Origin of the sequence: Pseudaquabacterium rugosum (assembly GCF_038066575.1) — a bacterium.
GTDB classification, from domain to species: Bacteria; Pseudomonadota; Gammaproteobacteria; order Burkholderiales; family Burkholderiaceae_C; genus Pseudaquabacterium; species Pseudaquabacterium rugosum.
Genome location: NZ_JBBUTF010000006.1, coordinates 1 through 24,284 on the forward strand (window position 1 = coordinate 1; position 24,284 = coordinate 24,284).

The 24,284-nt window shown below is 72.1% G+C and carries 20 protein-coding genes; 9 read left to right on the plus strand and 11 right to left on the minus strand.

The annotated features are described in order from the left end of the window. Positions 1–579 (plus strand): aldehyde dehydrogenase family protein (locus tag AACH11_RS07445; RefSeq protein ID WP_341373577.1); only part of this gene is annotated, 579 nt, incomplete at its 5' end. Positions 580–640: 61 nt separating this feature from the next. On the opposite strand, the gene AACH11_RS07450 is transcribed toward AACH11_RS07445, so the two are convergent. Continuing rightward, positions 641–1,765: a lactonase family protein gene (locus tag AACH11_RS07450; RefSeq protein ID WP_341373578.1), complete on the minus strand. Its 1,125-nt coding sequence runs from the start codon at positions 1,763–1,765 to the stop codon at positions 641–643. 159 nt (positions 1,766–1,924) lie between these two features. On the opposite strand from AACH11_RS07450, the gene AACH11_RS07455 reads away from it, so the two are divergent. After that, a complete protein-coding gene (locus tag AACH11_RS07455; RefSeq protein ID WP_341373579.1) occupies positions 1,925–2,938 on the plus strand; it encodes a tripartite tricarboxylate transporter substrate binding protein in 1,014 nt (337 codons plus the stop codon). A 124-nt stretch (positions 2,939–3,062) separates the two neighbouring features. After that, positions 3,063–4,079, plus strand: coding sequence for a Bug family tripartite tricarboxylate transporter substrate binding protein (locus tag AACH11_RS07460; RefSeq protein ID WP_341373580.1), 1,017 nt, complete (start codon positions 3,063–3,065; stop codon positions 4,077–4,079). Positions 4,080–4,129: 50 nt separating this feature from the next. Here AACH11_RS07460 and AACH11_RS07465 read toward each other — a convergent pair whose 3' ends face one another. The 3 genes from AACH11_RS07465 to AACH11_RS07475 all read right to left on the minus strand — a co-directional run bounded on the left by AACH11_RS07465 (position 4,130) and on the right by AACH11_RS07475 (position 6,969). After that, entirely contained in the window at positions 4,130–4,801 is a 672-nt protein-coding gene (locus AACH11_RS07465; protein WP_341373581.1) for an aspartate/glutamate racemase family protein, read from the minus strand. Then, on the minus strand, positions 4,798–5,865 hold the full coding sequence (locus tag AACH11_RS07470; RefSeq protein ID WP_341373582.1) for an isocitrate/isopropylmalate dehydrogenase family protein: 1,068 nt from the start codon (positions 5,863–5,865) through the stop codon (positions 4,798–4,800). The genes AACH11_RS07465 and AACH11_RS07470 overlap by 4 nt, the downstream gene beginning before the upstream one ends. A 96-nt stretch (positions 5,866–5,961) precedes the next feature. Then, positions 5,962–6,969, minus strand: a complete 1,008-nt coding sequence (locus tag AACH11_RS07475) for a GntR family transcriptional regulator (RefSeq protein WP_341373583.1) — start codon at positions 6,967–6,969, stop codon at positions 5,962–5,964. Positions 6,970–7,141: 172 nt separating this feature from the next. Between AACH11_RS07475 and AACH11_RS07480 the strand changes: the two genes are divergently transcribed. After that, on the plus strand, positions 7,142–8,491 hold the full coding sequence (locus AACH11_RS07480) for a ferredoxin reductase family protein (protein ID WP_341373584.1): 1,350 nt from the start codon (positions 7,142–7,144) through the stop codon (positions 8,489–8,491). Here the strand turns inward: AACH11_RS07480 and AACH11_RS07485 are convergent. The 4 genes from AACH11_RS07485 to AACH11_RS07500 form a co-directional block, all read right to left on the minus strand. Next, positions 8,467–9,852, minus strand: coding sequence for a leucine-rich repeat domain-containing protein (locus tag AACH11_RS07485; protein WP_341373585.1), 1,386 nt, complete (start codon positions 9,850–9,852; stop codon positions 8,467–8,469). The genes AACH11_RS07480 and AACH11_RS07485 overlap by 25 nt on opposite strands. An 80-nt stretch (positions 9,853–9,932) precedes the next feature. After that, the gene (locus AACH11_RS07490; protein WP_341373586.1) at positions 9,933–11,105 is read right to left on the minus strand and encodes a Gfo/Idh/MocA family protein; all 1,173 of its coding nucleotides are present in this window, start codon (positions 11,103–11,105) and stop codon (positions 9,933–9,935) included. Between the two features lie 40 nt (positions 11,106–11,145). Continuing rightward, positions 11,146–12,084, minus strand: a complete 939-nt coding sequence (locus AACH11_RS07495; RefSeq protein WP_341373587.1) for a sugar phosphate isomerase/epimerase family protein — start codon at positions 12,082–12,084, stop codon at positions 11,146–11,148. A gap of 6 nt (positions 12,085–12,090) precedes the next feature. Continuing rightward, on the minus strand, positions 12,091–13,029 hold the full coding sequence (locus AACH11_RS07500) for a sugar phosphate isomerase/epimerase family protein (protein WP_341373588.1): 939 nt from the start codon (positions 13,027–13,029) through the stop codon (positions 12,091–12,093). A 188-nt stretch (positions 13,030–13,217) separates the two neighbouring features. Between AACH11_RS07500 and AACH11_RS07505 the strand changes: the two genes are divergently transcribed. Next, positions 13,218–14,225, plus strand: a complete 1,008-nt coding sequence (locus AACH11_RS07505; RefSeq protein WP_341373589.1) for a LacI family DNA-binding transcriptional regulator — start codon at positions 13,218–13,220, stop codon at positions 14,223–14,225. Positions 14,226–14,296: 71 nt separating this feature from the next. On the opposite strand, the gene AACH11_RS07510 is transcribed toward AACH11_RS07505, so the two are convergent. From AACH11_RS07510 to AACH11_RS07520, 3 genes are read right to left on the minus strand one after another with little or no spacing between them, the layout of a single operon-like run. Beyond that, positions 14,297–16,510: an acetyl/propionyl/methylcrotonyl-CoA carboxylase subunit alpha gene (locus AACH11_RS07510; protein ID WP_341373590.1), complete on the minus strand. Its 2,214-nt coding sequence runs from the start codon at positions 16,508–16,510 to the stop codon at positions 14,297–14,299. Positions 16,511–16,542: 32 nt separating this feature from the next. Next, complete coding sequence (locus AACH11_RS07515; protein ID WP_341373591.1) at positions 16,543–17,358, minus strand: enoyl-CoA hydratase-related protein; 816 nt, start codon at positions 17,356–17,358, stop codon at positions 16,543–16,545. Between the two features lie 47 nt (positions 17,359–17,405). Then, a complete protein-coding gene (locus AACH11_RS07520; protein ID WP_341373592.1) occupies positions 17,406–19,013 on the minus strand; it encodes a carboxyl transferase domain-containing protein in 1,608 nt (535 codons plus the stop codon). 212 nt (positions 19,014–19,225) lie between these two features. Here AACH11_RS07520 and AACH11_RS07525 point away from each other — a divergent pair, with 212 nt between their 5' ends. The 4 genes from AACH11_RS07525 to AACH11_RS07540 all read left to right on the plus strand — a co-directional run bounded on the left by AACH11_RS07525 (position 19,226) and on the right by AACH11_RS07540 (position 24,276). Then, positions 19,226–20,008 (plus strand): TetR/AcrR family transcriptional regulator, encoded by a 783-nt coding sequence (locus AACH11_RS07525; RefSeq protein ID WP_341373593.1) that lies wholly within the window; start codon positions 19,226–19,228, stop codon positions 20,006–20,008. 199 nt (positions 20,009–20,207) lie between these two features. Then, a complete protein-coding gene (locus tag AACH11_RS07530; protein WP_341373594.1) occupies positions 20,208–21,095 on the plus strand; it encodes a LysR family transcriptional regulator in 888 nt (295 codons plus the stop codon). A gap of 198 nt (positions 21,096–21,293) precedes the next feature. Beyond that, a complete protein-coding gene (locus tag AACH11_RS07535; protein WP_341373595.1) occupies positions 21,294–23,255 on the plus strand; it encodes an aconitase family protein in 1,962 nt (653 codons plus the stop codon). A gap of 37 nt (positions 23,256–23,292) precedes the next feature. Beyond that, the gene (locus AACH11_RS07540; RefSeq protein WP_341373596.1) at positions 23,293–24,276 is read left to right on the plus strand and encodes a Bug family tripartite tricarboxylate transporter substrate binding protein; all 984 of its coding nucleotides are present in this window, start codon (positions 23,293–23,295) and stop codon (positions 24,274–24,276) included. Positions 24,277–24,284: the final 8 nt, after the last annotated feature.

Sequence of the window (24,284 nt, forward strand, 5' to 3'; positions counted from 1 at the left end):
AAGCGCTTCATCGTCTCGGCCGCGATCGCCGAGGCCTTCAGCGCGCGCTTCGTCGAGCGCGTGCAGGCCCTGGTCGTCGGCGACCCGACCGCGGCCACCACCCAGATCGGCCCGCTGGCGCGCGCCGACCTGCGCCAGGCGCTGCAGTCCCAGGTCGAGCGCAGCGTGGCTGCCGGTGCGCGGCTGCTGTGCGGCGGCCATCCGCTGCCCGGCCCCGGCGCCTACTACGCACCCACCGTGCTGGCCGACGTGCGCCCGGGCATGGCCGCCTTCGACGAGGAGACCTTCGGCCCCGTGGCCACGATCAGCGTGGCCCGCGACGACGCCGACGCGGTGCGCCTGGCCGATGCCACGGCCTTCGGCCTGTCGGTCAGCCTGTGGTCGGCCGCACCCGAGCGGGCCCGCCACGTGGCCCGCCAGCTGACCACCGGCGCCGTCTTCATCAACGCCGTCACCGCCTCGGATGCCCGCCTGCCCTTCGGCGGCACCCGCCAGTCCGGCCACGGCCGCGAGCTGGCCGCCGCCGGCCTGCGCGAGTTCTGCAACCAGCGCACCTGGTGGGTCTGCCGGCCGGACTGAGCGGCGGGCCTCGGCAGCCGGACCGGACGGCCGCGTTCAAACCGCCGGCTTGAGCGTCCGGTCACGGTGCCGGCGCGAACACCAGACAGGTCGGGCTGCCGGTGGCCAGCACCGGCTGTGCCGGCCCCAGACGGCCATCGTGCGGATCCACCGCCAGGCGGCTGATGCCGTGGCTGTCCTCGTGCAGCGCGTACAGCCAGCGCCCGCAGGGCGACAGGCTGAAGGCGCGCGGCGTGCGCCCGCCGCTGGCCTGGACCTGGACGCGGCGCAGGCCGCCATCGGTCACCTCGACATCGAACACGGAGATGCTGTCATGCCCCCGGTTGGACGTGTAGAGCCGCCGCCCGTCGGCCGCCACGGCGATGGCCGCCGCCCGGCTGTGGCCCATGAAGTCGTCGGGCAGGGTCGACAGGCACTGCAGCGGCTGCAAGCGCAGGCCGCCGTCGGCCGTCGGCACGCGCGCGAAGCGCACGAGCGTCGAATCCAGCTCGTTGAGCACCACCGTCCACGGCCCGTGCGGCAGATGGGCCAGATGGCGCGGGCCGCTGCCCTCGCGCAGCAGGGCCGCGGGCTCCACGGCGGCATCCGCCAGGCAGGTCGGATCGCCACGCCAGCGCCGCACGTGGATCCGGTCGCAGCCCTTGTCGGGCACCAGCAGGTGCCGGCCGTCGGGCGTCCAGGCGATGAAGTGCGGCTTGGGCTGGGTCTGCTCGCTGCGGTGCGGGCCGATCGGCCCGTCCAGCGGCCACAGCGCCTGCAGCGGCGCCAGCGCGCCATCGTCGCGCAGCGGCAGCCAGGCCAGGCTGGCGCCCAGGTGGTTGACGACGACCAGGGCCGTTTCGTCCGGCGTCAACGCCAGATGCACCGGATTGCGGCCCTGCGTCGACCGGGTGCCCAGCGGCCGCAGCCGGCCGGACGCGCCGTCGACGGCGAAGGCCGACACCTCATGTCCGTCGCCATGCACCGCATACAGGCGGCTGCCGGCGCGGTTGAGCAGCAGATACGACGGGTTGACCAGGCCGCGCAGCAGTTGCAGCGGCTGCAGGCCGCCGTCGGCGTCCTGGGCCAGCACGCTCAGGCCTTCGCCCTGCGCCTGGCGCTCACGCGTGGTGCGGCAGCCCAGATAGGCGATGCGGGTGCGCGGCGACGGCCGCCCGGGGACGGGCACCGGAAGGGGCGAGGTCATGGATCGGCAGGCCGGAAGAAGCGCCAGGGCCGCAGGTCCGGGGCGGGGCCGGACGGGCGGCGGCGGCAGGCCCGGCGCCGGGCACCGGGGGGAAACCCCAGCAATGTATCAGATGCTTTGTTAGAACAATCAAGGCCTTTCCCCAGCCGGACCCTGACCATGACGTCTGCCGTCGATCCCCGCTCCCGCCGCCGTGCCCTGCGCGGCCTGGCCGCCCTGGCGCTGCCGCCGCTGGCCCCGACCCTGTTGAGCGCGCCAGCGCGCGCCGAGGCCGTGTGGCCGACCCGGCCGGTGACGCTGGTGGTGGCCTTCGCACCCGGCGGGCCCAATGACGTGATGGCCCGCATCCTGGCGGCACGCCTGAGCACGCAGCTCGGCCAGCAGGTGCTGGTGGAGAACCGGCCCGGGGCCGGCGGCACCATCGGCACGGCGGCCGTGGCCAAGGCCCCGGCGGACGGCCACACGCTGCTGTTCAACAGCGCGCCCTTCGTCACCGCACCGGCGCTCTACGGCAGCAAGCTCACCTTCGACACGCTCAACGACTTCACCGGCATCACCCGCGTGGCCCAGTCGCCGATCGTGGCGCTGGCGCCGGTGGGCTCGCGGCACGCATCGCTCAAGGCCCTGGTGGCTGCGGCCCGGGCCGAACCGGACCGCTACAACTTCGGCAGCGGCGGCGCGGCCAGCACCTCCCATCTGGCGGCCGCGTTGCTGGAGAGCCAGGCCGGCATCCGCCTGCAGCACATCCCCTACAAGGGCGGTGGCCAGGCCATCACCGCGCTGCTGGGCGGCGAGATCGATCTGCTGATCGACAGCATCGCCACCGGCGGCAGCTTCCTGGCCGCGGGCAAGGTGCGGGCGCTCGCCGTCAGCGGCACGCGCCGCCTGGCCCGGCTGCCCGACGTGCCCACCTTCGCCGAGGCCGGCCTGCCCGACTACCTGATGGTGCACTGGGTCGGCCTGTCGGCGCCGGCCCGCACGCCGGTGGCCGTGCTCGACCGGCTGCACCGCGAGGTCACGCGTGCGCTCGGCCATGACGAGGTCAAGGCCCGCCTGGCCGACATCGGTGCCGAGCCGGCCCCCACCTCGCGCGAGCAGTTCGACGCCTTCCTGCACCAGGAGGTCGCGCGCTGGAGCCGCGTGATCCGCGACGCGCGCATCACGCCCGACTGATGCCACCGGCGCCGTGCCCCGTCGGCCGACGGGGCACCCGGACAGCCCCCCTTCCCCACCGCGGCGCCCCTGCCCACCGGGCCAGGGCACCGCGGACCTGCCCCCCGTCCTCAGGAGACACCCGATGACCCCCATCCCGACCCGTCGCGCCGCCCTGGCCCGTGCGGCCGCCCTGGCGCTGACGCTGGCCGCCACGCTGCCGGGCACGGCACGGGCCCAGGCCGCACCCGCGGCCTGGCCGACCAAGACCGTCAGCATCATCGTGCCCTACGCGGCCGGTGGCAGCTCGGACACCCGGGCCCGCCAGCTGGCCGACAAACTCAGCACCCTGCTGGGCAAGAGCGTGATCGTCGAGAACAAGCCCGGCGGCAATGGCAACGTGGGCACCGACGCGATCGCCCGCGCGACGCCGGACGGCCACACCATCGGCATCGGCAACCTGGCGCCGCTGGCCGTCAACCAGTCGCTGTTCGCCAAGCTGACCTTCGATCCGCAGCGCGACCTGATCCCGGTGGCGCTGATCGAGCGCGGCCCGCTGGTGCTGGTGGTCGGCGCCGACAAGTCGCCGCACAAGACGCTGAAGGACCTGCTGGCCGCCTCCAAGGCCGCGCCGGGCAAGCTCAGCTACGCCTCGGCCGGTTCGGGCGGCTCCTTCCACCTGGCCGCCGAGATGCTCAACGACATCAGCGGCACCGATGCCGTGCACATCCCCTACCGTGGCGGCGGCCCGGCCGCCACCGATCTGCTGGGCGGCACGGTCGACTACATGTTCGAGATGGTGCCCGCCTCGCTCGGCTATCTGAAGGCCAGCCCGCCGCGCATGCGTGCGCTGGCCATCGCGCACGACAAGCGCCTGGCCTCGCTGCCCGAGGTGCCGACCTTCGCCGAGCTGGGCTTCCCCGACATGGTGATCTCGAACTGGTTCGGCATCGTCGCGCCCAAGGGCACGCCGCCGGCCATCGTCGCCCAGCTCAACCAGGCGATCAACAAGGCGCTGCAGGAGCCGGACCTGGCCCAGCGCATCAGCAGCACGGGCAATGTGGTGGGTGGCGGCACGCCCGAGGACTTCGGCCGGCTGATCCAGAGCGAGCGGACGCGCTGGTCCAGGCTGGTCAAGGCGCGCAACATCACGCCGGACTGAGGTCCGGCCGCCGGGCCGGGGCAACCCCGGCCCGGCGGTCTCAGGCCATCTCAGGCCGGCTGCAGCCGCGTGCGCAGCGCCTGCACGGCGGCCTGAGGGGCCGCCAGCACCGGCAGATCGAGCCGGGCCTGCAGCAGCGGCTGCACCCGGGCGTTCGAGAAGTGGGCCAGCATCAGCACGTCGCAGCCGGCGGCGAAGTCCGGCACGGCCTGCAGATGACGCGCATCATGCGCCTCCATGCGCCCGGCCTGGGCATCGGCCAGGGCCTCGGGCAGACACAGCGTGCGCAGCGTGATGTCGCCACGGCCGCGGGCCGCGCACAGCGCGTGGAACTCGGCTTCCATCGGCGCGCAGGCACTGGCGAAGGTCGCCACCAGGCCCACGCGCGGGCCGGCCTGCAGCGCGGCCTCGAACATCGCCTCGTTCGGCCGCAGGACGGGCTGCGGATGCGCGGCCGCCACCTCGGCGATCGCCTCGCCGAAGGCCGAGCAGGTGTAGAGCACGCCCTCCGCGCCATTGGCCAGCGCATGCTCGGCCAGACGGCGGATGCGGGCCTTGAGCTGCGGCGTCAGCGCGCCAGCGGCGGCCAGGGCCGGGCCCAGACCGTCGTCCCACAGATGTTCGGCCCGCGCCTCGGGCCACAGCGCGCGCAGCGCGTCGGCCACCGGGGCGATGGCGACCTGCACGGCGTGGATCAGCGTGATGCGCGGGCCCGGGCTCATGCCAGTGCCTGCACCACCGCCGCGCCGAAGGCCGCGCAGCCCAGCGTGCCGCCGAGGTCGGCGGTACGGGTGGCGGGGTTCTCCAGCACACGGTCGACCGCGGCATGGATGGCGTCACCGGCCTGGGCCAGCGCCGGCCGGCCGTGGTGGCCACCCAGCCACTGCAGCAGCATGGCCACCGACAGGATCATCGACACCGGATTGGCCTTGTCCTGGCCCGCGATGTCAGGGGCCGAGCCGTGCTGGGCCTGCGCGCAGCAGTGGGTGTCGCTGGCCATCACCGAGCCGGCCAGGCCCAGGCTGCCACTCAGTTCGCTGGCCAGGTCCGACAGGATGTCGCCGTAGAAGTTGGTCGCCACCAGCACGTCGAAGCGCTCGGGGTTGCGCACCAGGTGGGCGGTGCTGGCGTCCACCAGCAGGTCATCGAGCTGCACCGCGGGGAAGTCGCGCGCCACGTGGCGCACCGCCTCCAGGAACAGCCCGTCGGTCATGTGGAAGCTGTTGGCCTTGTGGATGGCGGTGACCTTGCGGCGGCGGGTCATCGCCAGCTCGAAGGCGCGGCGGGCGATGCGCTCGCTGCAGTGGCGGGTGATCTTGCGGGTGGACAGCGCCATGTCGGGGCTGGGCATCACCTCGCCCCAGCCGCGGGCCATGTTGCGGTCGGGATAGAAGCCCTCGGTGGCCTCGCGCATGATGACCAGGTCCATGGTCTTGCCCGGCTTCATGTTCGAGCTCAGGAAGGGCCGGGTGCGCGCAGGTCGCACGTTGGCATACAGGTCCAGGCCGATGCGGAAGCCCGCCGAGACATTGCGCCCACCCTGCTCGGGCGCCGGATAGTCGGCATGGGACTGGGTGCCCAGGATCACGCCGTCGCACTGGCGGGCACGCTGCAGCACCTCGTCGCGCAGCGTGGTGCCGTGGCGGGCCAGGCTGGCGAAGCCGACCTCGTCGTGTTCGAGCGCGAGGCCCAGGCCGTGGCGGCGGTCGGCCGCCTCCAGGACGGCCAGCGCGGCCGTGACGATTTCGGGGCCGATGCCATCACCGGGCAGGACCAGGATCTTCATGCGTGTCTCCAGCACAGGGGAAAGGTTGCCGGGCGTGCACCGCCCGTGCCCGCAGTGTAGGGACAGTTATGTACTAATTCAAGTATTGGTACAAAATTAGAGGTGAACCCGGATCGGCTCCTCGCCCGGTGCGCCACGCGCCGCGGCCTGCGGCGTGCGGGACTGGGCCTGCGCCTTGATCGCGCTGACCACGTCCAGGTGCTGGCGCAGCTGGTGCGCCGCCTCCACCCGCTCGCCGGCCTCCAGCAGGTCCAGCAGTGCCAGGTGCTCCTGGCACTGGCGTTCGAGCCGGGCCACGTCCTGCGGCGCACGGGTGTGGGTGTGGTACTCGAAGATGCGCCGCTGCTGGTTCACGCTGCGCAGCGCATCCAGCAGGAAGGTGTTGTGGGCGCAGGCCACCAGCGTCTCGTGGAACTCGGCGCCGGCCAGGAAGCGCTCGCCCGGCGTCCAGCGGGCGATGCCGCCGTCCAGCAGCCGGTGCTGCTGGGCCCGCACCCGGTCGAAGGCCGGCGCATCGATGCGATAGCCCGGCTCCAGCAGCGCCGCCGGCTCGATGATCATGCGGAAGCGGTAGCTGGCGCGGTGGGATTCCAGCGTCTGCAGCACCGGGCGGAACTGCCAGCCGCGACCGGGCTTGCGCTCGGCCAGCCCCTCGCGGGCCATGCGGTTGAGCGCGCGCTGCACCTGCAGGCGGCTGATCTGGTGGCGCTCCATCAGCTCGGCCTCCGACACCTCCTGGCCGATGGCGTCGGCCAGCCGGTCCTCGACGATGCGCATGTAGACCGCCTCGTCGGAGGCGCTGTCCTCGATGCGCAGCGCCCGCAGGTCGTCACCGGCCAGCGCCAGCTGGTAGCCCCGGTTGGGCTCGGAGCGCACCGCACCCAAGGTCTCCAGGAACTGCAGCGCCTTGCGGATCGGCGAGCGCGACACGCCCAGGGCATCGGCCAGCGCCTGCTCCTTGAGCCGCTCGCCGACCGGGTGGTCCTGCCGCACGATCTGTTCGAGGAGACGGGCGGCGACGGTGGTGGTCAGACCGCCGGGCGCCTCGGCGGCAACGGGGGCGGACGGGCGGGCAGCGGCCCGACGGGCAGGCGGAGACGTCATGAACGGCAGAACCGGGCGGAGGATGCGCGACTGTAGCGGCAGCCCCACCACCGCCCGGGACGGGTCCCGCTCTTGACGGGCCTCAATCCCGGTCGGGCCGGGCTGCACACTGGCTGCACATTCCCCCCGCATCATCGGGTTTCCCCTGATCGTTTCTGTCCAGGCAAAACCCATGACACCGACCTCCGTCCGCCGCGGCCTGTGGCTCTCGCTGCTGGCCCTGACCGCCCTGTGGCTGCTGGCCGAGCCCGACTGGGCGAAGGTCCCCGGCTACTTCGCCTTCCGCACGCTCTACATGCAGTACAGCGGTGTGCTGGCCATCGGCGTGATGAGCCTGACGATGATGCTGGCCGCGCGCCCGCGCATCGTCGAGCGCGCCTTCGGCGGGCTGGACAAGATGTACCGGCTGCACAAGTGGCTGGGCATCGCCGCCCTCGTCACCTCGGTCGTGCACTGGTGGCTGGGCCAGGGCACGAAGTGGATGGTGGGCTGGGGCTGGCTGGAGCGCCCGCAGCGTGGTCCCCGTCCGCCACAGGCCGCTGTCGAGGGCTTCGACCTGGAAGCCACCTTGCATGGCCTGCGCGGGGTGGCCGAATCGGTCGGTGAATGGGCGTTCTACCTGGCGGCCATCCTGATGGTGCTGGCGCTGATCAAGCGCTTTCCCTATCGCTGGTTCGCCAAGACGCACCAGTTCATCGCGGTCGGCTATCTGGTACTGGTCTTCCACACGGTGGTGCTGTTCAAGTTCAGCTACTGGGCGCAGCCGCTGGGCCTGCTGATGGCGCTGCTGCTGGCCGGCGGCACCGTCTCGGCGGTGCTGGTGCTCACGCGCCAGGTCGGCGCGCGGCGCAAGGTGGCCGCCACGGTCGAGCGCAGCGAGGTCTTCCCGGCCATCGCCACGCTGTCGACCGAGCTGACGCTGGCCGCCGGCTGGCCCGGCCATGCCGCCGGCCAGTTCGCCTTCGTCACCGTCGACCGCGCCGAGGGCGCGCACCCGTACACGATGGCCTCGGCCTGGGACCCGGCCACGCGCCGCATCCGCTTCGTCACCAAGGCGCTCGGCGACCACACCCGGCAACTGCCGCAACTGCTGCAGCCGGGCACGGCGGTGACGGTCGAAGGCCCCTACGGCTGCTTCGACTTCGAGGACGGCCACACGCACCAGGTGTGGATCGGCGCAGGCATCGGCATCACGCCCTTCATCGCGCGGCTGGAGCAGCTGGCCCGTGCGCCGAAGCCGGTGCAGGTGGACCTGATCCACCCGACCGCGGTCGAGGAGCCGGCGGCGCTGGCCAAGCTGACGGCAGCCGCCCGCGCCGCCGGCGTGCGCCTGCACGTGCTGGTGGATGCGCGTGACGGCCGGCTGGACGCGCAGCGCCTGCAGACGCTGGTGCCGCACTGGGCCCAGGCCAGCGTCTGGTTCTGCGGGCCGGCCGGCTTCGGCCAGGCGCTGTGGGAAGGCCTCTCGCGCGCCGGTCTGGCGCGCCGGGCCTTCCATCAGGAGCTGTTCGAGATGCGATGAGCGGGCGGCCGGGCCGGGTCCGCCCCGCCCTGCACGCAGGCCTGCAGCTCGGCGCGCAGGATGTCGAGCGCCCGAGCGTCCATCGCCCGCAGCGCGGCCGCCCGGCCCGGATCCTGCGGCAGCAGCGCGGCGGCGCCCAGATCGCTCAGGCGGCAGCTGTCGGGATCACCGTCGTCGATCAGGGTGTTGTGGGCGTACAGATCGCCATGACCCAGGCCGCGGTCGTGCAGATGGGCCAGTGCCGCGGCCACCGCATCGGTGATGGCGCGGGCCCGGGCGGCCGGCAGCGTCCAGCCCGGGGCATAGACATCGCGGCTGCAACTGGCCATCGACGGCGGCCCGGCCAGCGCCCGGCAGCCGGCCGGCAGGCGGCGCATCACCAGGCCCTGGCGGCCGTCCGGATGGCCGCTGATGCGGCCGGCAACACCGACCAGATGCGGATGCTCGCCGGCGATCAGGCCGGCGGCCATCTCGCTGTCGGGCAGGCCGTCGCTGGTCATGCCGCCCTTGAACAGCTTGACGGCCACCGCGCGCGGCGGCGCATGCGCGCCAGGCCCGTCGCCCTGCGCACCGGCCTCCTGCGGCCACAGCGCCGCATGGATGTGGCCGGACGCCCCCTCGCCCAGCAGCGCGCCGATCTGCAGCGCCGCCCAGGGCACCGACGGCACGTCCGGGCGCGCCAGCGCCTGCTGCTCACGCGGTCGGTTGTACGGATTGCCGGCATGCGCCAGCCAGGCGAGTGCCGGCAGGCCCAGCACCTCGGGCGTCAGGGCCTGCGCCTCATCCTGGAAGTCATTGGCCGACAGGCGCAGCAGCTCCAGCCGCTGCAGCCGGCCGACGCCGGCCGGCAGCGTACGCAGCCGGTTGCCGGCCAGCATCAGCTTCTGCATCCTCAGGCAGCGCGTCAGCGATGCGGGCAGCGTGGCGATGCGGTTGTCGGTCAGGATCAGCCAGCGCAGGCGGGGTGACAGCGCGGCGTCCGGCACCTCGACGAGGCGGTTGCTCTTGAAGCCGAGCGTGTCGAGCCGCGGCAGCTGGCCGAGCACGGCCGGCAGGACCTCGAACGGGTTCTGCGAGGCGAAGAAGGTGTGCAGATGCTGCAGCCGCTCGAAGCCGGGCGGCAGCGCCGACAGGCCGGTGCCGGAGACGTCGAGCCGCTCCAGCGTGCCGGCCAGATCCAGCACCTCGGGCGGCAGGGCATCGAGCCGGCAGCCGCGCAGGTCCAGCGTGGTGGCGCCGTGCAGCTCGCCACGGCGCAGCGCGGCCAGCGCCGCGGGGCCGCTCAGGTTGGCGGCCGGGGGCTGCGGCGGATTCGGTACGGGCGCGCCCGCGGGCGGCGGCGGGGGAAGGGCATCGGACACGGGCGGCTCGGCGGCCGCAGCCGCAAGTGGAGAACGGGGGCGATTGTGGCGCCCGGCCGCCGCCCCGCCTCCCCACCACCTCAGACGTAATCGACCCAGACCGCGCCCGCATCGGCCGAGCGCACGCAGTGCTCGACCCAGCGCACGCCCTCGACACCCGCATCGATGCCCGGGTAGTGCAGTGCGGCCAACGCCGCGGCATCACCGCGATCGGTGGCGACCATGGCCTGGGCGTAACGCAGGTAGAGGTTGGACCAGGCCTCGAACAGGCCCTCGGGATGGCCGCCGCCGATGCGGTCGTCGGCCAGGGCCTGCGGATGCAGATAGCCCATGCCGCGCTCCAGGATGCGCACCGGCTGGCCCTGGACCTCGAAGCGCATCTGGTTGGGCTGCTCGTCCCACCATTCCAGGCTGGCCTTGCTGCCGATGACGCGGATCTTCTGGCCATGCATGGAGCCGGCATTGACCGCGCAGGACCAGACATAGCCGACCGCCCCGCCCTCGTACTCCATGAGGGTGAAGGCGTTGTCCTCCAGCGGCGCGCGGCTCGGCACGAAGCTCTGGCGCGAGCACATCAGGCGCTTGATCCGCAGCTCGGGCAGCATCACCTCGCTGAGGTAGAGCGGATGGGTGCCGATGTCGCCCAGCACATAGCTGGGGCCGGCCATCTTCGGATCGACACGCCACTTCGTGGCCGGGTTGGCGGCCTCGACCGCCTCGCTGTGGAAGCCGTGGGCGAACTGCATCTGCACGATGCGGATCTCGCCCAGCTCGCCGGCCGCGATCATCGCGCGCGCCTGCTCGATCAGCTGGTGGCCGGCATAGCCGTAGGTGACGCCGACGACGCGGCGGCGCTCGGCAGCGAGCGCGCGCAGCGCCTGCGCCTCGGCCGTGGTGAAGCACAGCGGCTTCTCGCAGACCACGTGCAGGCCGGCCTCCAGCGCCGCCCGGGTGATCGCGTAGTGGGTGCCGTTGGGCGTGGCGATCGACACCGCCTGGATGCCGTCGGGGCGTCGCGCCTCGGCCTCGAACATCGCCCGGTAGTCGGCATAACACCGATCCAGCGCGACGCCGAGAGCGGTGCCGAAATCACGCCCGCGCGCCGCATCGATGTCGAAGGCGCCGGCCACCAGCGTGAAGACCCGGTCGCGCTCGGCCGCCGAGCGGTGGATGTAGCCGATCTGGCTGCCGCGGCCGCCGCCGACCATGCCCCAGCGGATGGGGGCGGGGACGCGCTGTTCACCGTTGATCATGAAGGGTTCCTGGAGTTCGGAATGAGGGGTGGCGGCCGGCTCAGAGAAAGCCGACGCCGCGCAGGAAGTCCCGGCTGGCCTGGACATCGGCCAGCACCGAACCGGTGTGGCGCGGATCGCGCTCCTGCTCGACGGTGATGTAGCCCTGGTAGCCGATGTCGGTCAGGGTCTGGCGGATGCCGTCGTAGTCCAGCGTGCCGCGGCCGATCGGGCACATCACGCCCTGGCCGCAGGCCTCGAAGAAGCGGATGCGCTGGCCCAGCACGCGGTCGAAGACCGCCGCGTCGATGTCCTTGAAATGCACGTAGTCGATGCGATCGGCGTACTGGCGCAGCGTGGCCACCGGGTCCATGCCGGCGTAGTGGGCGTGGCCGGTGTCGATGCACAGGCCGGCGACGGCGGCCGGGATGTCGGCCGCGATGCGCGCCACCTCGTCGGCGAACTCGATGTGGCCACCGGCGTGCGGATGGATCACGGTGCGCACGCCGTAGGTCGCCCACGACAGTTCGGCGATCTCGCGGATGTGGCCGACCATCGTCCGCCAGTCGGCATCGGGCAGGCGCACGGCGCGGTCGCCATGGCCGGCCGCATAGTCGCGGGCCACGTGGCGCGCATCGCCGCCCCAGTCGATGACGACCAGGTAGGGCGCGGCATGACGCTGGCCGGTCTCGGTGGGCAGCGGCGGCAGCTGGCGCAGCAGGCCGCAGATCTCGTGCGTCTGGCGCAGCAGCGCCGGCCGGTTGGCGGGGCTGACCAGGTCATCGAAGATGGTGCCCGCCACCACGCGCAGGCCGTGGGCATCCAGCTCGGCCGAGACGGTGGCCACGTCCAATGGCAGGTAGCCATAGGGTCCGAGCTCGATGCCGCGGTAGCCGGCGGCCGCCGCCTCGCGCAGCACGGTGGTCCAGGCCGGCAGGTGCGGGTTCTTCGGGTCGTCGACGCCCCAGCTGCAGGGGGCTCCGGTGATGTGGATGGCCATCGCGGGTCAGCTCCGGTTCGAGGGGGTGCCGTGGGCCGGGCCGTGGCGCCCGATCAGCGCGCCGATCTGCGTGCGCATCGCGCGGCTGGACTCGGCCGCCCGCTCCTCCCAGGCGAACACGCAGGCCGACACCAGCCCGTCGAAGCCGATCGCCCCCATCGCCGCGAACAGCGCGTCGAAGTCCACCTCGCCCTGGCCGATGTCCAGGTGCTGGTGCACCCGCACCTGGCTGGAGCCCGGCGGGTTCACGATGTAGCGCAGCTGGCCGCTCTTGCGGTGGTCGAAGGTGTCGGCCACCCGCACATGGGCCAGCAGATCGCCCGCCTCGCGCACCATCGCCCCGATCTCGCCGCCGTAGAAGAACGCGTGCGGCGCGATGAAGCTGAGCTTGAGCGCCTGAGATCCGATGTTGCGCACGATGTCGCAGGCCGGCTGGTACTGCTCGATCCAGTCCTCCGGATGCGGCTCGACGCTGAGCGTGATCCCCTCACGTTCGAGGATGGGCAGCAGCTCGTCCATCGAGCGGAACCAGGCGGCCTCGCAGGCTTCCCGGGTGTTGAGGTTCGTCGCCAGGCCGTTGCGCTCGGCCACCGTGCGCTCGGGCGAGGCGCCGCGGCCGAACTCGCTGACCATCAACTGGCAGTCCATCTCGACGGCCACCTCGATGGCCTTCTTCCAGCAGCGCACGGCCCACTGGCGCTCGTCCTCGAAGGGGCTGGCCCAGCGGTACATCGGCTGCACCGAGGCCAGACCGACGCCGGCCGCACGCATCGCGGCCTTGAAGCCGGCCATGCGCGCTCCGGTGGCGCGCGGCATCACCCACCAGTCGAGGAAGTCGCTGCGCGGCGACAGCTCGATCTGGTCGTAGCCGAGTTCGGCCACGGCCGCCGGCAGCTCGGTCAGCGGCAGCTGCCGGATCATGTAGGGGTCGAGCGCGATCTTCATCGAGGGTCTCCTGCGGCGGACGTCTATCATTCCTGTGAGCGTTCCAGAACCCTGGAACCGGGCTGGATTCTGGAATTCCAGCCTGCAGAACCGCAATGACCGCCAGCCACCGCCCATCAGACCTATCAGGCAACGACCTCTCTTTTGATAGATCCATCATGCGCAAGACACCGCCTGCCGGCCCCACGATGACCGACGTCGCCCGCGCCGCCGGCGTGGGCGTGGCCACCGTCGACCGGGTCATCAACCGGCGCGCCCCGGTGCGCCCGGCCACGGCCCAGCGCGTGCTGGAGGCGGCCGAGGCCGTGGGCTTCCGCCGCGCCGGCCTGATCCGCCACCGGGTCGACGAGACGCTGCGGCCGGTGACCCTCGGCGTGGTGCTGCAGAGCGCGCAATCCCCGTTCTACCGCGGCCTGGCCGAGGCGCTGCGGCAGGCGGCCGCTGGCCTGGCCGCACCCGGCGCCCGCATGGTCATCGCCCACCTGGACGACCTGACCCCCCGCCACGTCGCCGCCCGCATCACCGAGCTGGGCGCCAGCTGCGACGCGGTGGCTGTGGTGGCCGCCGACCACCCGCAGATCACCCAGGCCGTCGACGGCCTGGGCGCGCAGGGCGTGCCCGTCTTCGCCCTGGTGTCCGACCTGAGCGCCCCGACGCTGGCCGGCCATGTGGGCGTGGACAACCGCAAGGTCGGCCACATGGCGGCCTGGACGCTGTCACGCCTGTGCCGCCCCGGCAAGCTGGGCCTGATCCTGGGCAGCCACCGCTACCAGTGCCAGGAACAGTGCGAGGTCAGCTTCCGCGCCTGGCTGCGCGAGAGCGCACCCGGCTTCCAGGTGCTGGAGTCCCTGGTCAGCCTGGAGGACGCCGGCCTGGCCCGCGCCACCACCGAGGAGCTGCTGCACCTGCACCCCGACCTGAAGGGCGTCTACGTCGCCGGCGGTGGCGTCGAGGGCGTGATCGAGGCGCTGCGCGAGGCGGCCCGCCCCGACCTCGTCGTCATCGCCCACGACCTGACGGACGTGACCCGCGCCGCCCTGCTCGACGGCAGCGTGACGCTGCTGCTGTCCCACCCCTGCGACTGGATGGCGCTGCGGCTGTGCGAGGCCATGACCGCGGCGGTGCGCACACCGGCCGAGGGCGGCCGGCAGCAGATGCTGCTGCCTTTCGTCAGCTATGGGGTGGCGAATGTCTGAGGCCGGCACCGCCCCATGAGCCTGCGGGCCTGCGCGCGCTGCGGCACGTCGGGCCGTGCATCGCTGCGGACTCAGCCCGGCGTGCCCCCGACCTCCACATCCACCAGCACCGCCCCCTCCGCCACCGGATCACCGACCGCCTGCGCATAGCCGCGCAGCACGCCGTCGGCCGGCGCGGTCACGCTGTGCTCCATCTTCATCGCCTCCAGCACCACCAGCGCCTGGCCACGCCGCACCGCCGTGCCCGGCGCCACCAGCTGGGCGACGATGCGGCCGGGCATCGGCGCGCGCAGGCTGCCGGGGTCGTCGGTGCGGGCGGTGGTGGCGGGGTCGTCCGTCATCCGCTCCAGCCGCCAGGAGCGGCCCTCGGCATCGACATGGCAGGCCTCATCCAGCAGGACGACACGCGCCTGCAGGCCCTGATCGCCCAGGCGCAGATGCAGATCCAGCGGCAGCGCGGCGCCGGGCCCGGACGGCAGGGCCGGGGCGGCGGCCGAGCGGCCGATGCGGACCTCGACGGACTGCGGCTGCGGCTGCGGCTGCGACCCGGCCGCCGCCGCCGGATCCTCGATCCGCAGACTGCACACCCGGCCGTCATCGGCGAAGCCGAGCACGGCGGTGCGGTCGACGGGCTCCGCGGCGTGCCCCTGAACCGGGCCGTCAGGTCCATCGGCTGCCGCGGCCTGGGCTGTGCCCTGGGGTGGCGACCACCGCAGGCGCACCCGCACGCAGGCCGGGGCGTTCAGGCGCCAGCCATCGTCGCGCTGCCAGGCACTGGTAGCCGCCACGGCAGCCGAAGCTGCGGCCGCGCCCAGGGCCGGGCCGGCAAGGCCCTGGCCGGCGCCGCGGCCGGCCGCCGCCGCCCCCGCCCGCCCGGCCTGCACCGCCACGGCGGCCAGCGCCCAGACCGCCATCGGCGGCGGATCGCACGGCGGCTGCAACGCCGCCTGCTCGCGCGGGATCAGCGCGGTGTCCAGATCGGCCTCGGTGAACGCGCGCGTGGCCACCAGGCGCTGCAGGAAGGCCACGTTGTGGCCCACGCCCAGCAACTGCCAGTCGGCCAGCGCGCGGCGCAGGCGGGCCAGCGCGCGCGGCCGGTCCTCGTCCCAGACGATGAGCTTGGCCAGCATCGGGTCGTAGTGGGCGCCGATCTCGTCGCCCAGGCCCAGGCCGTGGTCCACGCGCACGTGGGGGCCGGTCGCCGGCAGCGCCAGGTGGCGGATGCGGCCGGTGCAGGGCAGGAAGCCACGGTCCGGGTCCTCGGCGCAGATGCGCGCCTCGATCGCGTGGCCGTGCAGCCGGATCTGGTCCTGGGTCAGCGGCAGCGGCTGGCCGGCGGCCACGCGCAACTGCCATTCGACGAGGTCCAGCCCGGTCACCATCTCGGTCACCGGGTGCTCGACCTGCAGCCGGGTGTTCATCTCCATGAAGTGGAAATCACCGGCCGCATCCAGGATGAACTCGACCGTGCCCGCCCCCACATAACCGACGGCCCGCGCTGCCTCGACCGCGGCCCGGCCCATGGCCGCCCGGCGCTCGGGCGTCATGCCGGGCGCGGGGGACTCCTCCAGCACCTTCTGGTGGCGGCGCTGCACCGAGCAGTCGCGCTCGCCCAGATGGACGACATGGCCGTGGCGGTCGGCGAAGACCTGGATCTCGACATGGCGCGGGCGCGCCACGCAGCGCTCGACCAGCACCCGCGCATCGCCGAAGGACTGGGCCGCCTCACGCTGGCAGGAGGCGAGCGCGGCGGCGAAGTCCTCGGGCGCATCGACGCGGCGCATGCCCTTGCCGCCGCCACCGGCCGAGGCCTTGATCAGCACCGGCCAGCCGATGCGCCGGGCTTCCTCGGCCAGACGCTCGACCTGCTGGTCCTCACCGTGGTAGCCGGGGATCAGGGGCACGCCAGCCGCGGCCATCAGCGCCTTGGCGGCCGACTTCGATCCCATCGCCCGGATGGCCGCTGCCGGCGGGCCGATGAAGACCAGACCGGCGGCCTCGCAGGCCTCGGCGAAATCGGCGTTCTCGGACAGGAAGCCGTAGCCGGGATGCACCGCTTGCGCGCCGCTGGCCCGTGCGGCGGCGATCAGGCGGTCGATGGCCAGATAGCTCTGGCGCGCCGGCGCCGGGCCGATGGCCTGTGCGGCATCGGCCAGGCGCACATGGCGGGCGCCGGCATCGACGTCCGAGTGCACGGCCACGGTGGCGATGCCCAGGCGGCGGGCGGTGGCGATCACGCGGCAGGCGATCTCGCCGCGGTTGGCGATCAGGATGCGCTCGAACATGGGGCGGGTCCTTTCACGGGCGCGCGTGCGGCTCAGGCCCGGCCCGGCGGCAGCCAGGCGGGTGCGCGATGGTCGAGAAATGCGGTGATGCCTTCGGCGGCCTCCGCTGCGGCGCGCACGCGGGCGATGCAGCCGGCCGTCTCGTCGAGCAGGGCCGCATCGACCGCCTGTCCGGCGACCCGGCGCAGCAGCGCGATGGTGGTGGCCTGGGCCTGCGGCGCGCCGGCCAGCAGGTGCTCGACCAGCGACTGTACGGTGGCGTCCAGCGCCTCGGCCTCGCACAGCTCGTGGACCAGGCCGAGCGCCTGCGCGCGCTCGGCACTGAAGCGCTCGCCGCTGAGCGCATAACGCAGCGCCTGACGCTCACCGAGGGCGCGCGTCACCCAGGGCGAGATCACCGCCGGCACCAGACCCAGCCGCACCTCCGACATCGCGAAGCGGGCCGGGCGGCTGGCGATGCAGACCTGGCAGGCCGCCGCCAGCCCCAGCCCGCCGCCGATGGCCGCCCCCTGCACCCGCGCGACCACCGGCTTGGGGCTGTGGGCCAGGGCGTGGAACAGGCCCGCCATGCGCCGGGCCGCGGCGAGGTTGACGACAGGATCGCCCTCGCCCAGCCGGCGCATCGCCGCCAGATCCGCGCCGGCACTGAAGCTGCGGCCACGCCCGCCCAGCACGATGACGCGCAGCGCCGGGTCAGCGTGGCAGTCGGCCAGCGCCTGGATCAGCGCCTCGACCAGCCGCTCATCGAAGGCGTTGTGGGTGTCGGGCCGGTCCATCCACAGGCGGGCCACCGGGCCGTCACGCTCCAGCTGGACGGGGGCGTCATGGGGATCACGGGGATCGGTCATCGACGGGCTCTCCGTTGAACCGGGCCCGCGGGCCCGGCGGGGCGCACTCACATGCGGAAGACGCCGAAGCGCGTTGGCGGCACGCCCGCGCCCTGTGTGGCCTCCAGCGACAGCGCCAGCACGCGGCGGGTCTGTGCCGGGTCGATCACGCCGTCGTCCCACAGCCGGGCGCTGGCGTACCAGGGGTGGCCCTGGGTCTCGTACTGGGCGCGGATCGGGGCCTTGAAGGCGGCCTCCGCCTCGGCCGGCCAGTCCTGGCCGCGGGCGGCCAGCGCGTCGCGCCGCACCGTGGCCAGCACGCTGGCGGCCTGCTCGCCGCCCATCACCGAGATGCGGCTGTTGGGCCAGGTCCAGAGCAGGCGCGGGCCGTAGGCGCGGCCGCACATGCCGTAGTTGCCGGCGCCGAAGGAGCCGCCGATGATGAGCGTCAGCTTGGGCACCGCCGCCGTGGCCACGGCCGTCACCAGCTTGGCGCCGTCCTTGGCGATGCCGGCGTTCTCGTACTTGCGGCCGACCATGAAGCCGGTGATGTTCTGCAGGAACAGCAGCGCGATGCCGCGCTGGCAGCACAACTCGATGAAGTGCGCGCCCTTGAGCGCCGACTCACCGAACAGGATGCCGTTGTTGGCCACGATGCCCACGTCGCGGCCCCACAGCCGCGCGAAGCCGGTGACCAGCGTCGCGCCGTAGCGGGCCTTGAACTCGTCGAAGCGCGAGCCGTCGACCAGGCGCACGATCACCTCGCGCACATCGAAGGGCTTGCGCGGATCGACCGGCACGATGCCGTGCAGCTCGGCCGGGTCGTGGCGCGGCGGCTCGACGTCGCCGACCTCGGCCAGCGGCGGCCCGGCGCGGCCCAGCCGGGCGACGATGTCGCGCGTGATCCGCAGCGCGTGGGCATCGTCGTCGGCCAGGTGATCGGCCACGCCGGACAGGCGGGTGTGGACATCGCCGCCGCCCAGGTCCTCGACGCTGACGTCCTCGCCGGTGGCGGCCTTCACCAGCGGCGGGCCGCCGAGGAAGATGGTGCCCTGGCCCCTCACGATGACCGTCTCGTCGCACATCGCCGGCACGTAGGCGCCGCCGGCCGTGCACGAGCCCATGACGACGGCGATCTGCGCGATGCCGTCCGCGCTCATGCGGGCCTGGTTGAAGAAGATGCGGCCGAAGTGGTCGCGGTCGGGAAAGACCTCGTCCTGCAGCGGCAGGAAGGCGCCGCCGGAGTCGACCAGGTAGATGCAGGGCAGGCGGTTCTCGTGCGCGATCTCCTGCGCCCGCAGGTGCTTCTTGACGGTCAGCGGGTAGTAGGTGCCGCCCTTCACCGTGGCATCGTTGGCCACCACCATGCAGGCCCGGCCCTGCACGCGGCCGATGCCGGCCACCAGGCCGGCGCCCGGCGCCTCGTCGCCGTACAGGCCGTGGGCGGCCAGCTGACCGATCTCCAGGAAGGGCGCGCCGGGATCGAGCAGGCGCTCGACGCGCTCGCGCACCGGCAGCTTGCCGCGCGCCACGTGGCGGGCGCGGGCCTCGGCGCCGCCGCCCTCGGCCACGCGCGCGGCCTGGGCGCGCAGCGCCTCGACCAGCGCCTGCATGTGGCGCGCGTTGTCGCGGAAGTCCGCGCTGCGGGGATCGATCCTGCTCTCGAAGGCCGGCATGCCTGCGCTCCCGGATCCGCCGGCCGCCACGGGATCACCGCGGACGGCCAGCGCTGGCGGCCGCTGCGGCCGTCAGAATTGATGGTGACTCAACTTCAACACAGCCAAGGCCCGGACGACACCGGTGAATCCCGGATCCATCGCCAGGCTCAACGCTGGCTCATCCAGGCTGATTGATCGACGGTGATGCTGATCTGAGCCACACTCAAGTCATGCCCGGAAAAGACCGCCGCCCACCCACCATCCCGGCCGATGCCCCGGTCGGCACGGCAGGTGCCGCGCGGCCCGCACGCCGCACCCTGGCCGGCCCGCGGGCCGAGCAGCGGCGGCGGGATCTGCTGCGGATCGCCCGCGCCGTGTTCGCCGAACGCGGCTACGAACACACCACCACGGCCGAGATCGCCCAGCGCCTGGGCAGCTCCGAGGCCACGGTGTTCACCTACTTCCCCGGCAAGCGGGCGCTGTGCCTGCAGGTGATCGCCGACTGGTACGCCGAGGTCACCACCGCGATGGACGCCGCGCTGCAGGCCGCCCTGGCCGAGGGCCGCCCGCTGCGCGCGCAGTTCGACGCGCTGGTGCGCACCCATCTGCGGCTGTTCCTGGCGCAGGAGCCGGGCATGTGCGCACTGGTGCTGTCCGAGGGCCGCGCCAAGGACCATGTGCTGGCTGCCGCCCTGCCACCGCTGCAGCGCCGCTACACCGCCCCGCTGATGGACGTGCTGGCCCGCGGCCAGACCAGCGGCGAGCTGCGCACCGATCTGCCGCTGCGCCTGCTGCGCAACCTGGTGCTGGGCCCGATCGAGCACCTGCTGTGGGATGCGGTGGCCGCCGGCCGGCCGGTCGATCCGCAGGAGATCGGCCCGCCGCTGGTCGAGGCGCTGTGGGGGCTGGTGCGGGCACCGGAGGCCGAGCTGGCGGCGCTGCGGCGGCTGCGTGAGGAGCTGGTGGCCAGCCTGGCGCGGGTGGGGCACGGGACCGTTGACCCCGAGCCTTGAGCATGGCCCTCATCCTCAGGCGCTTGAGTCGCGCGCCGCCCGGTGACCGACCGAGGACAGGATTCGTGGGTGGACCTGTCATGCTGCGGCGCAACAGGCCAGCCTCGCATGGACACATGGCAGACCAGCCCGCTCACGATGCCTCGACTCGCGGCAGCCTTCCAGCGGCCTGCAGGACCTCGATTGGTACATTGGAGTGATGTCGCGCCGCCTTGACCCCTACAGCCTCCAGCTCTTCATCACGGCCGCGCGGGAGGGTTCCATCGCCCGTGCCGCGGCCAAGGAGAACATCGCGGCATCGGCCATCAGTCGGCGACTGGCAGACTTGGAGTTCACGTTCGGTGTGCCCTTGATCGTCCGGTCAGCTCACGGGATTTCGCTGACCGATGCCGGGCGGGCGGCATACGACCGTGCACGAGAGTTCGAGACCAGCCTGGAACATCTGCTTCGGGACGTCCAGGAGCGCGGCGGAATGGTCACGGGGCGGGTTCGCCTGTTCGCCAACGCATCGTCCGTCGTCGGTTTCCTGCCGGAAAGACTGAAGGCTTTCAACGCTGCCTATCCACGGGTGCAGATCGAACTGCAGGAGCGGCTGAGCGGCGAAGTCGTGCGCGCCTGTCTGGACGACGTGGCGGATCTGGGCGTCTGCGCGGTCGAGGACATTCCTGCAGGACTGGCCGCCTGGCATTTCGCCAGCGACCCTTTGATGGTCGTGCTGCCGGTGGGCCACGATCTCGCCGACAACGCATCCCTGTCCTTCAGCCAGGTGCTGAACTTCCCGCTCGTCTGCATCCAGACCGGGGGCTCGCTGGATCGAACCCTGCGCGAACGAGCCGCCGCGGCGAGACTGGAAATCCAGATCGCCGTCAGCGTCAACAGCTTCGACAGCGTGTGCCGGATGGTCGAGGCAGGCCTGGGCATCGCGATCGTGACCCGGAGTGCCGCCGCCGCCTATGCCGGCGCCAGCCAGTTCGCAAGACGCCCCCTCGACGAACCGTGGGCACACCGGAGCCTGCAGGTCCTGGCCTTGCACAAGACGCCACGCCCGGTCGCCGTGCAGGCCCTGATCGACGCCATCAAGGGCTAGACGCCCTCGCGCGGGCCGGGCAACTTCTGTGCCTGGCCCAAGGCATCTGGATGAGGTGCCCCTCAAGAACGGGCGCCATGCGCTACGGTTCCCGCTCCGCCGGCCATCTCGATCCGCGATGGCCCAGGTGCCGCAATAGCACTGGCGCCAGCCAGGCCGACCGCCTAGATTGCAGACAAGCTTACACACCCGCTTGTCATGCCGACGCTCGATCTCCCCGGCCGCGTACTGTTCCTCTGCGAGGATCCCGCGTCAGTCCGTGCCCAGATGGCCGGACAGGTGCTCTGCCGCGAAGCGGCAGGCAAGCTTCGCGATGACGTCTCCACGGACGAGATCACGCCGGTGCCGATCCTCACGCACTATGACGACGCACTGGGCCGGTATCCGTACACCGGATTCAAGGCCGGCGCGGAGCGGCCGATCGGCCCGGGATCGGTACAGAAGGAACGATTCTCAGTGACCGTCGCTGGACGTCGCTATGGAAAGGGCTCGTCTCGCGAACACAGCCCCACAGCGGAGAAACTGGCTGGCATCCGCCTCGTGATCGCCGAAAGCTTCGAACGCATCTATCGGCAGAACGCGGACAACATAGGCCTCTTCACGTCGACCGACTTCGGACTGCTCGAGCGGATCGAGCGCGGCGATCCGATCGACGTCGAGGAACTGGTGGCCGATCGGGAGCCGCTGGCTGCGAGGATCCTGCGCAATGGTGGTCTGCTGCGTTTCGGCCAGCGCTTCATGCGCGACGTCGTGCCGGTACCGCCACCGGCGGAGGATCGACCCCGCACGCTGTTCGAGAAGATCGTGGCGCGGCACGCGCTCTCCACGGAATTCACGCCTGCCGCACCGATGCCGGGTGAAGGTGCCTTCGTACGGGCCGACCTGCGCTTCATCCACGAGTACTACACCGGCATGTGTGCGCACATGCTGCACGCCACGTTCGGGCGTCCGCTGCTTCTGAAGGAACCTGCGTCCATCGTCGTCTTCGAGGACCACACGTCCTACGTCGAGCAAAGTCCTGCCCATGTACGCGGCGGCCTGGTGACGAACGTCGCCGCGATGTGCCGTGCCCAGCGCCAGTTCGTGGCTGAGTACGGCCTGCGCGCGCACCGCACCTTGACGGACGAGGAGGCGGCGGCTGACGGCGGAAGCAACGCCGCCGGCATCTCGCACGCGATGGTCGCCGAGCACTACGCCCTGCCAGGATCCGTGGTCGTGGGAACGGACTCGCACACACCGCACAGCGGTGCGCTGGGCTGTGTGGCCTTCGGTGTCGGAACGACCGACATGGCGAACGCCTTCATCACAGGGGCCGTCCGCATGACTCTGCCCCACGTGCTGCGTGTCCAGCTCGAGGGTGAGCTCCCACGGGGTCTCACGGCGAAGGACGTCGTGCTCCACCTGCTGGCTCTGCCGTCGATGCGCGACGGTACCGGCATGGGCAAGGTCTTCGAGTTCGGCGGACCGGTCGTACGCGGGATGTCTGTGGATGAGCGCGCCACCTTGACCAACATGACCGCGGAACTGGGGGGCTTCACCGGCATCGTCGAACCGGACGAGGAGACCGTACGCTTTCTCAGAGAGCGCCGCGGCCTGGTCTTCGAGCTGGAGTCCTGGATGCACAGCGACGCGGGCGCCGCCTACGCCGAGGTGATCTCGGTCGACTGCTCGACGCTCACGCCGATGGTCGCCCGCCCTGGCGATCCCGGCAACGGCCTGGCCATGGCCAGCCTCGCCGAGCGCCCTGTCCTGGACATCGCCTACGGTGGATCCTGCACGGCCGGCAAGCGCGAGGACTTCGACCGCTATCACGAGGTTCTGGCCTGGGCGGCCGAACGAGGCTTGCGTGTGGCCGAGGGCGTCCAGCTCTTTCTGCAGTTCGGCACCACCGCGGTCCGGGACTACTGCATCTCCAAAGGCTACCTCGATGCCTTCGAGAAGGTCGGCGCCCAGCTGCTGCAGCCGTCATGCGGCGCATGCGCGAACTGCGGCCCCGGCTCCTCGCTGACCGCACGGCAGGTGACGGTCAGCGCCATCAATCGGAACTTCCCCGGCCGTTCCGGCCCTGGTGACGTCTGGCTCGCAAGCCCGCCCACCGTTGCGGCGAGCGCCATTGCCGGTCGCCTGACATCGTTCGACGAGCTGCGGGCCGGCACGTAGACCTGCACACGCACACACGAAAGACAGGAGACAACGAATGAGGTTCAAGGACAACGGCCGCCGAGCCGCACTCGCTTCACTGGCTGCCACGATGTTCATGGCCGGCGGCCACGCACAGGCACAGGCCTCGTCCGACAAGCCGCTCCGGGTGATCGTCCCGTTGTCCGCCGGGTCGACCGTGGACGTGGTCGCACGCGCGATGAGCGCCCAGATGGCGAAAGTGATGGGCCATCCGATCGTGATCGAGAACCTGGCCGGTGCCGGCGGCATGACCGGCACGGTCCAGGTGGTCAATGCACCGAAGGACGGACTGACGATCGGCATGGTCTCCTCGAATCACGTCATCAATCCGAGCATCTACAGGAAGGTCCCGTTCGACTCGCTCAACGACATCACCCCGATCACCGTCATCGGCACCGTGCCGCTCGTGCTGGTGGGCTCCAGCGTGGTGCCGGCCCGGAGCCTGAAGGAGCTGATCGCTCTGCTCAAGTCGAAGCCGGGTACTTTGAACATCGGATCCGCAGGCAACGGGAGCGTTCTCCATCTGGCGGCCGAACTGCTGATGAGCGAGGGCGGCGTCGATGTCAAGCACATCCCTTACAAGGGCACCGGCCCGCTCGCGGCGGACCTGCTGGGCGGTCAGGTGGAACTCGGCTTCCTGTCCGTGACGGCAGCGGCACCGCACATCAAGGCCGGCAAGCTCCGCGCCTTCGGCGTCTCGACCCGGCAGCGCTCGGCGATCCTGCCGGATGTACCGACGCTTGCGGAGTCCGGTCTCCCGAACTATGTCTTCGATGCGTGGATCGCGGTCATCGGACCGGCCGGCCTCCCCAGGCCGGTCGTCCAGAAATACTACGCGGACGTGAAGACGGTGCTGTCGATGAAGGACGTGCAGGACGCGATGGCGAATCAGGGCATCGCCATCATCGCCAGCCCGCCCGAACAAGCGGCCCCCTTCTTCAAGGCGGAGTTCGACAAGCATGCTGTACTGGTGAAGAAGTCGGGCGCCACCGCCGACTGAGTTCAGAT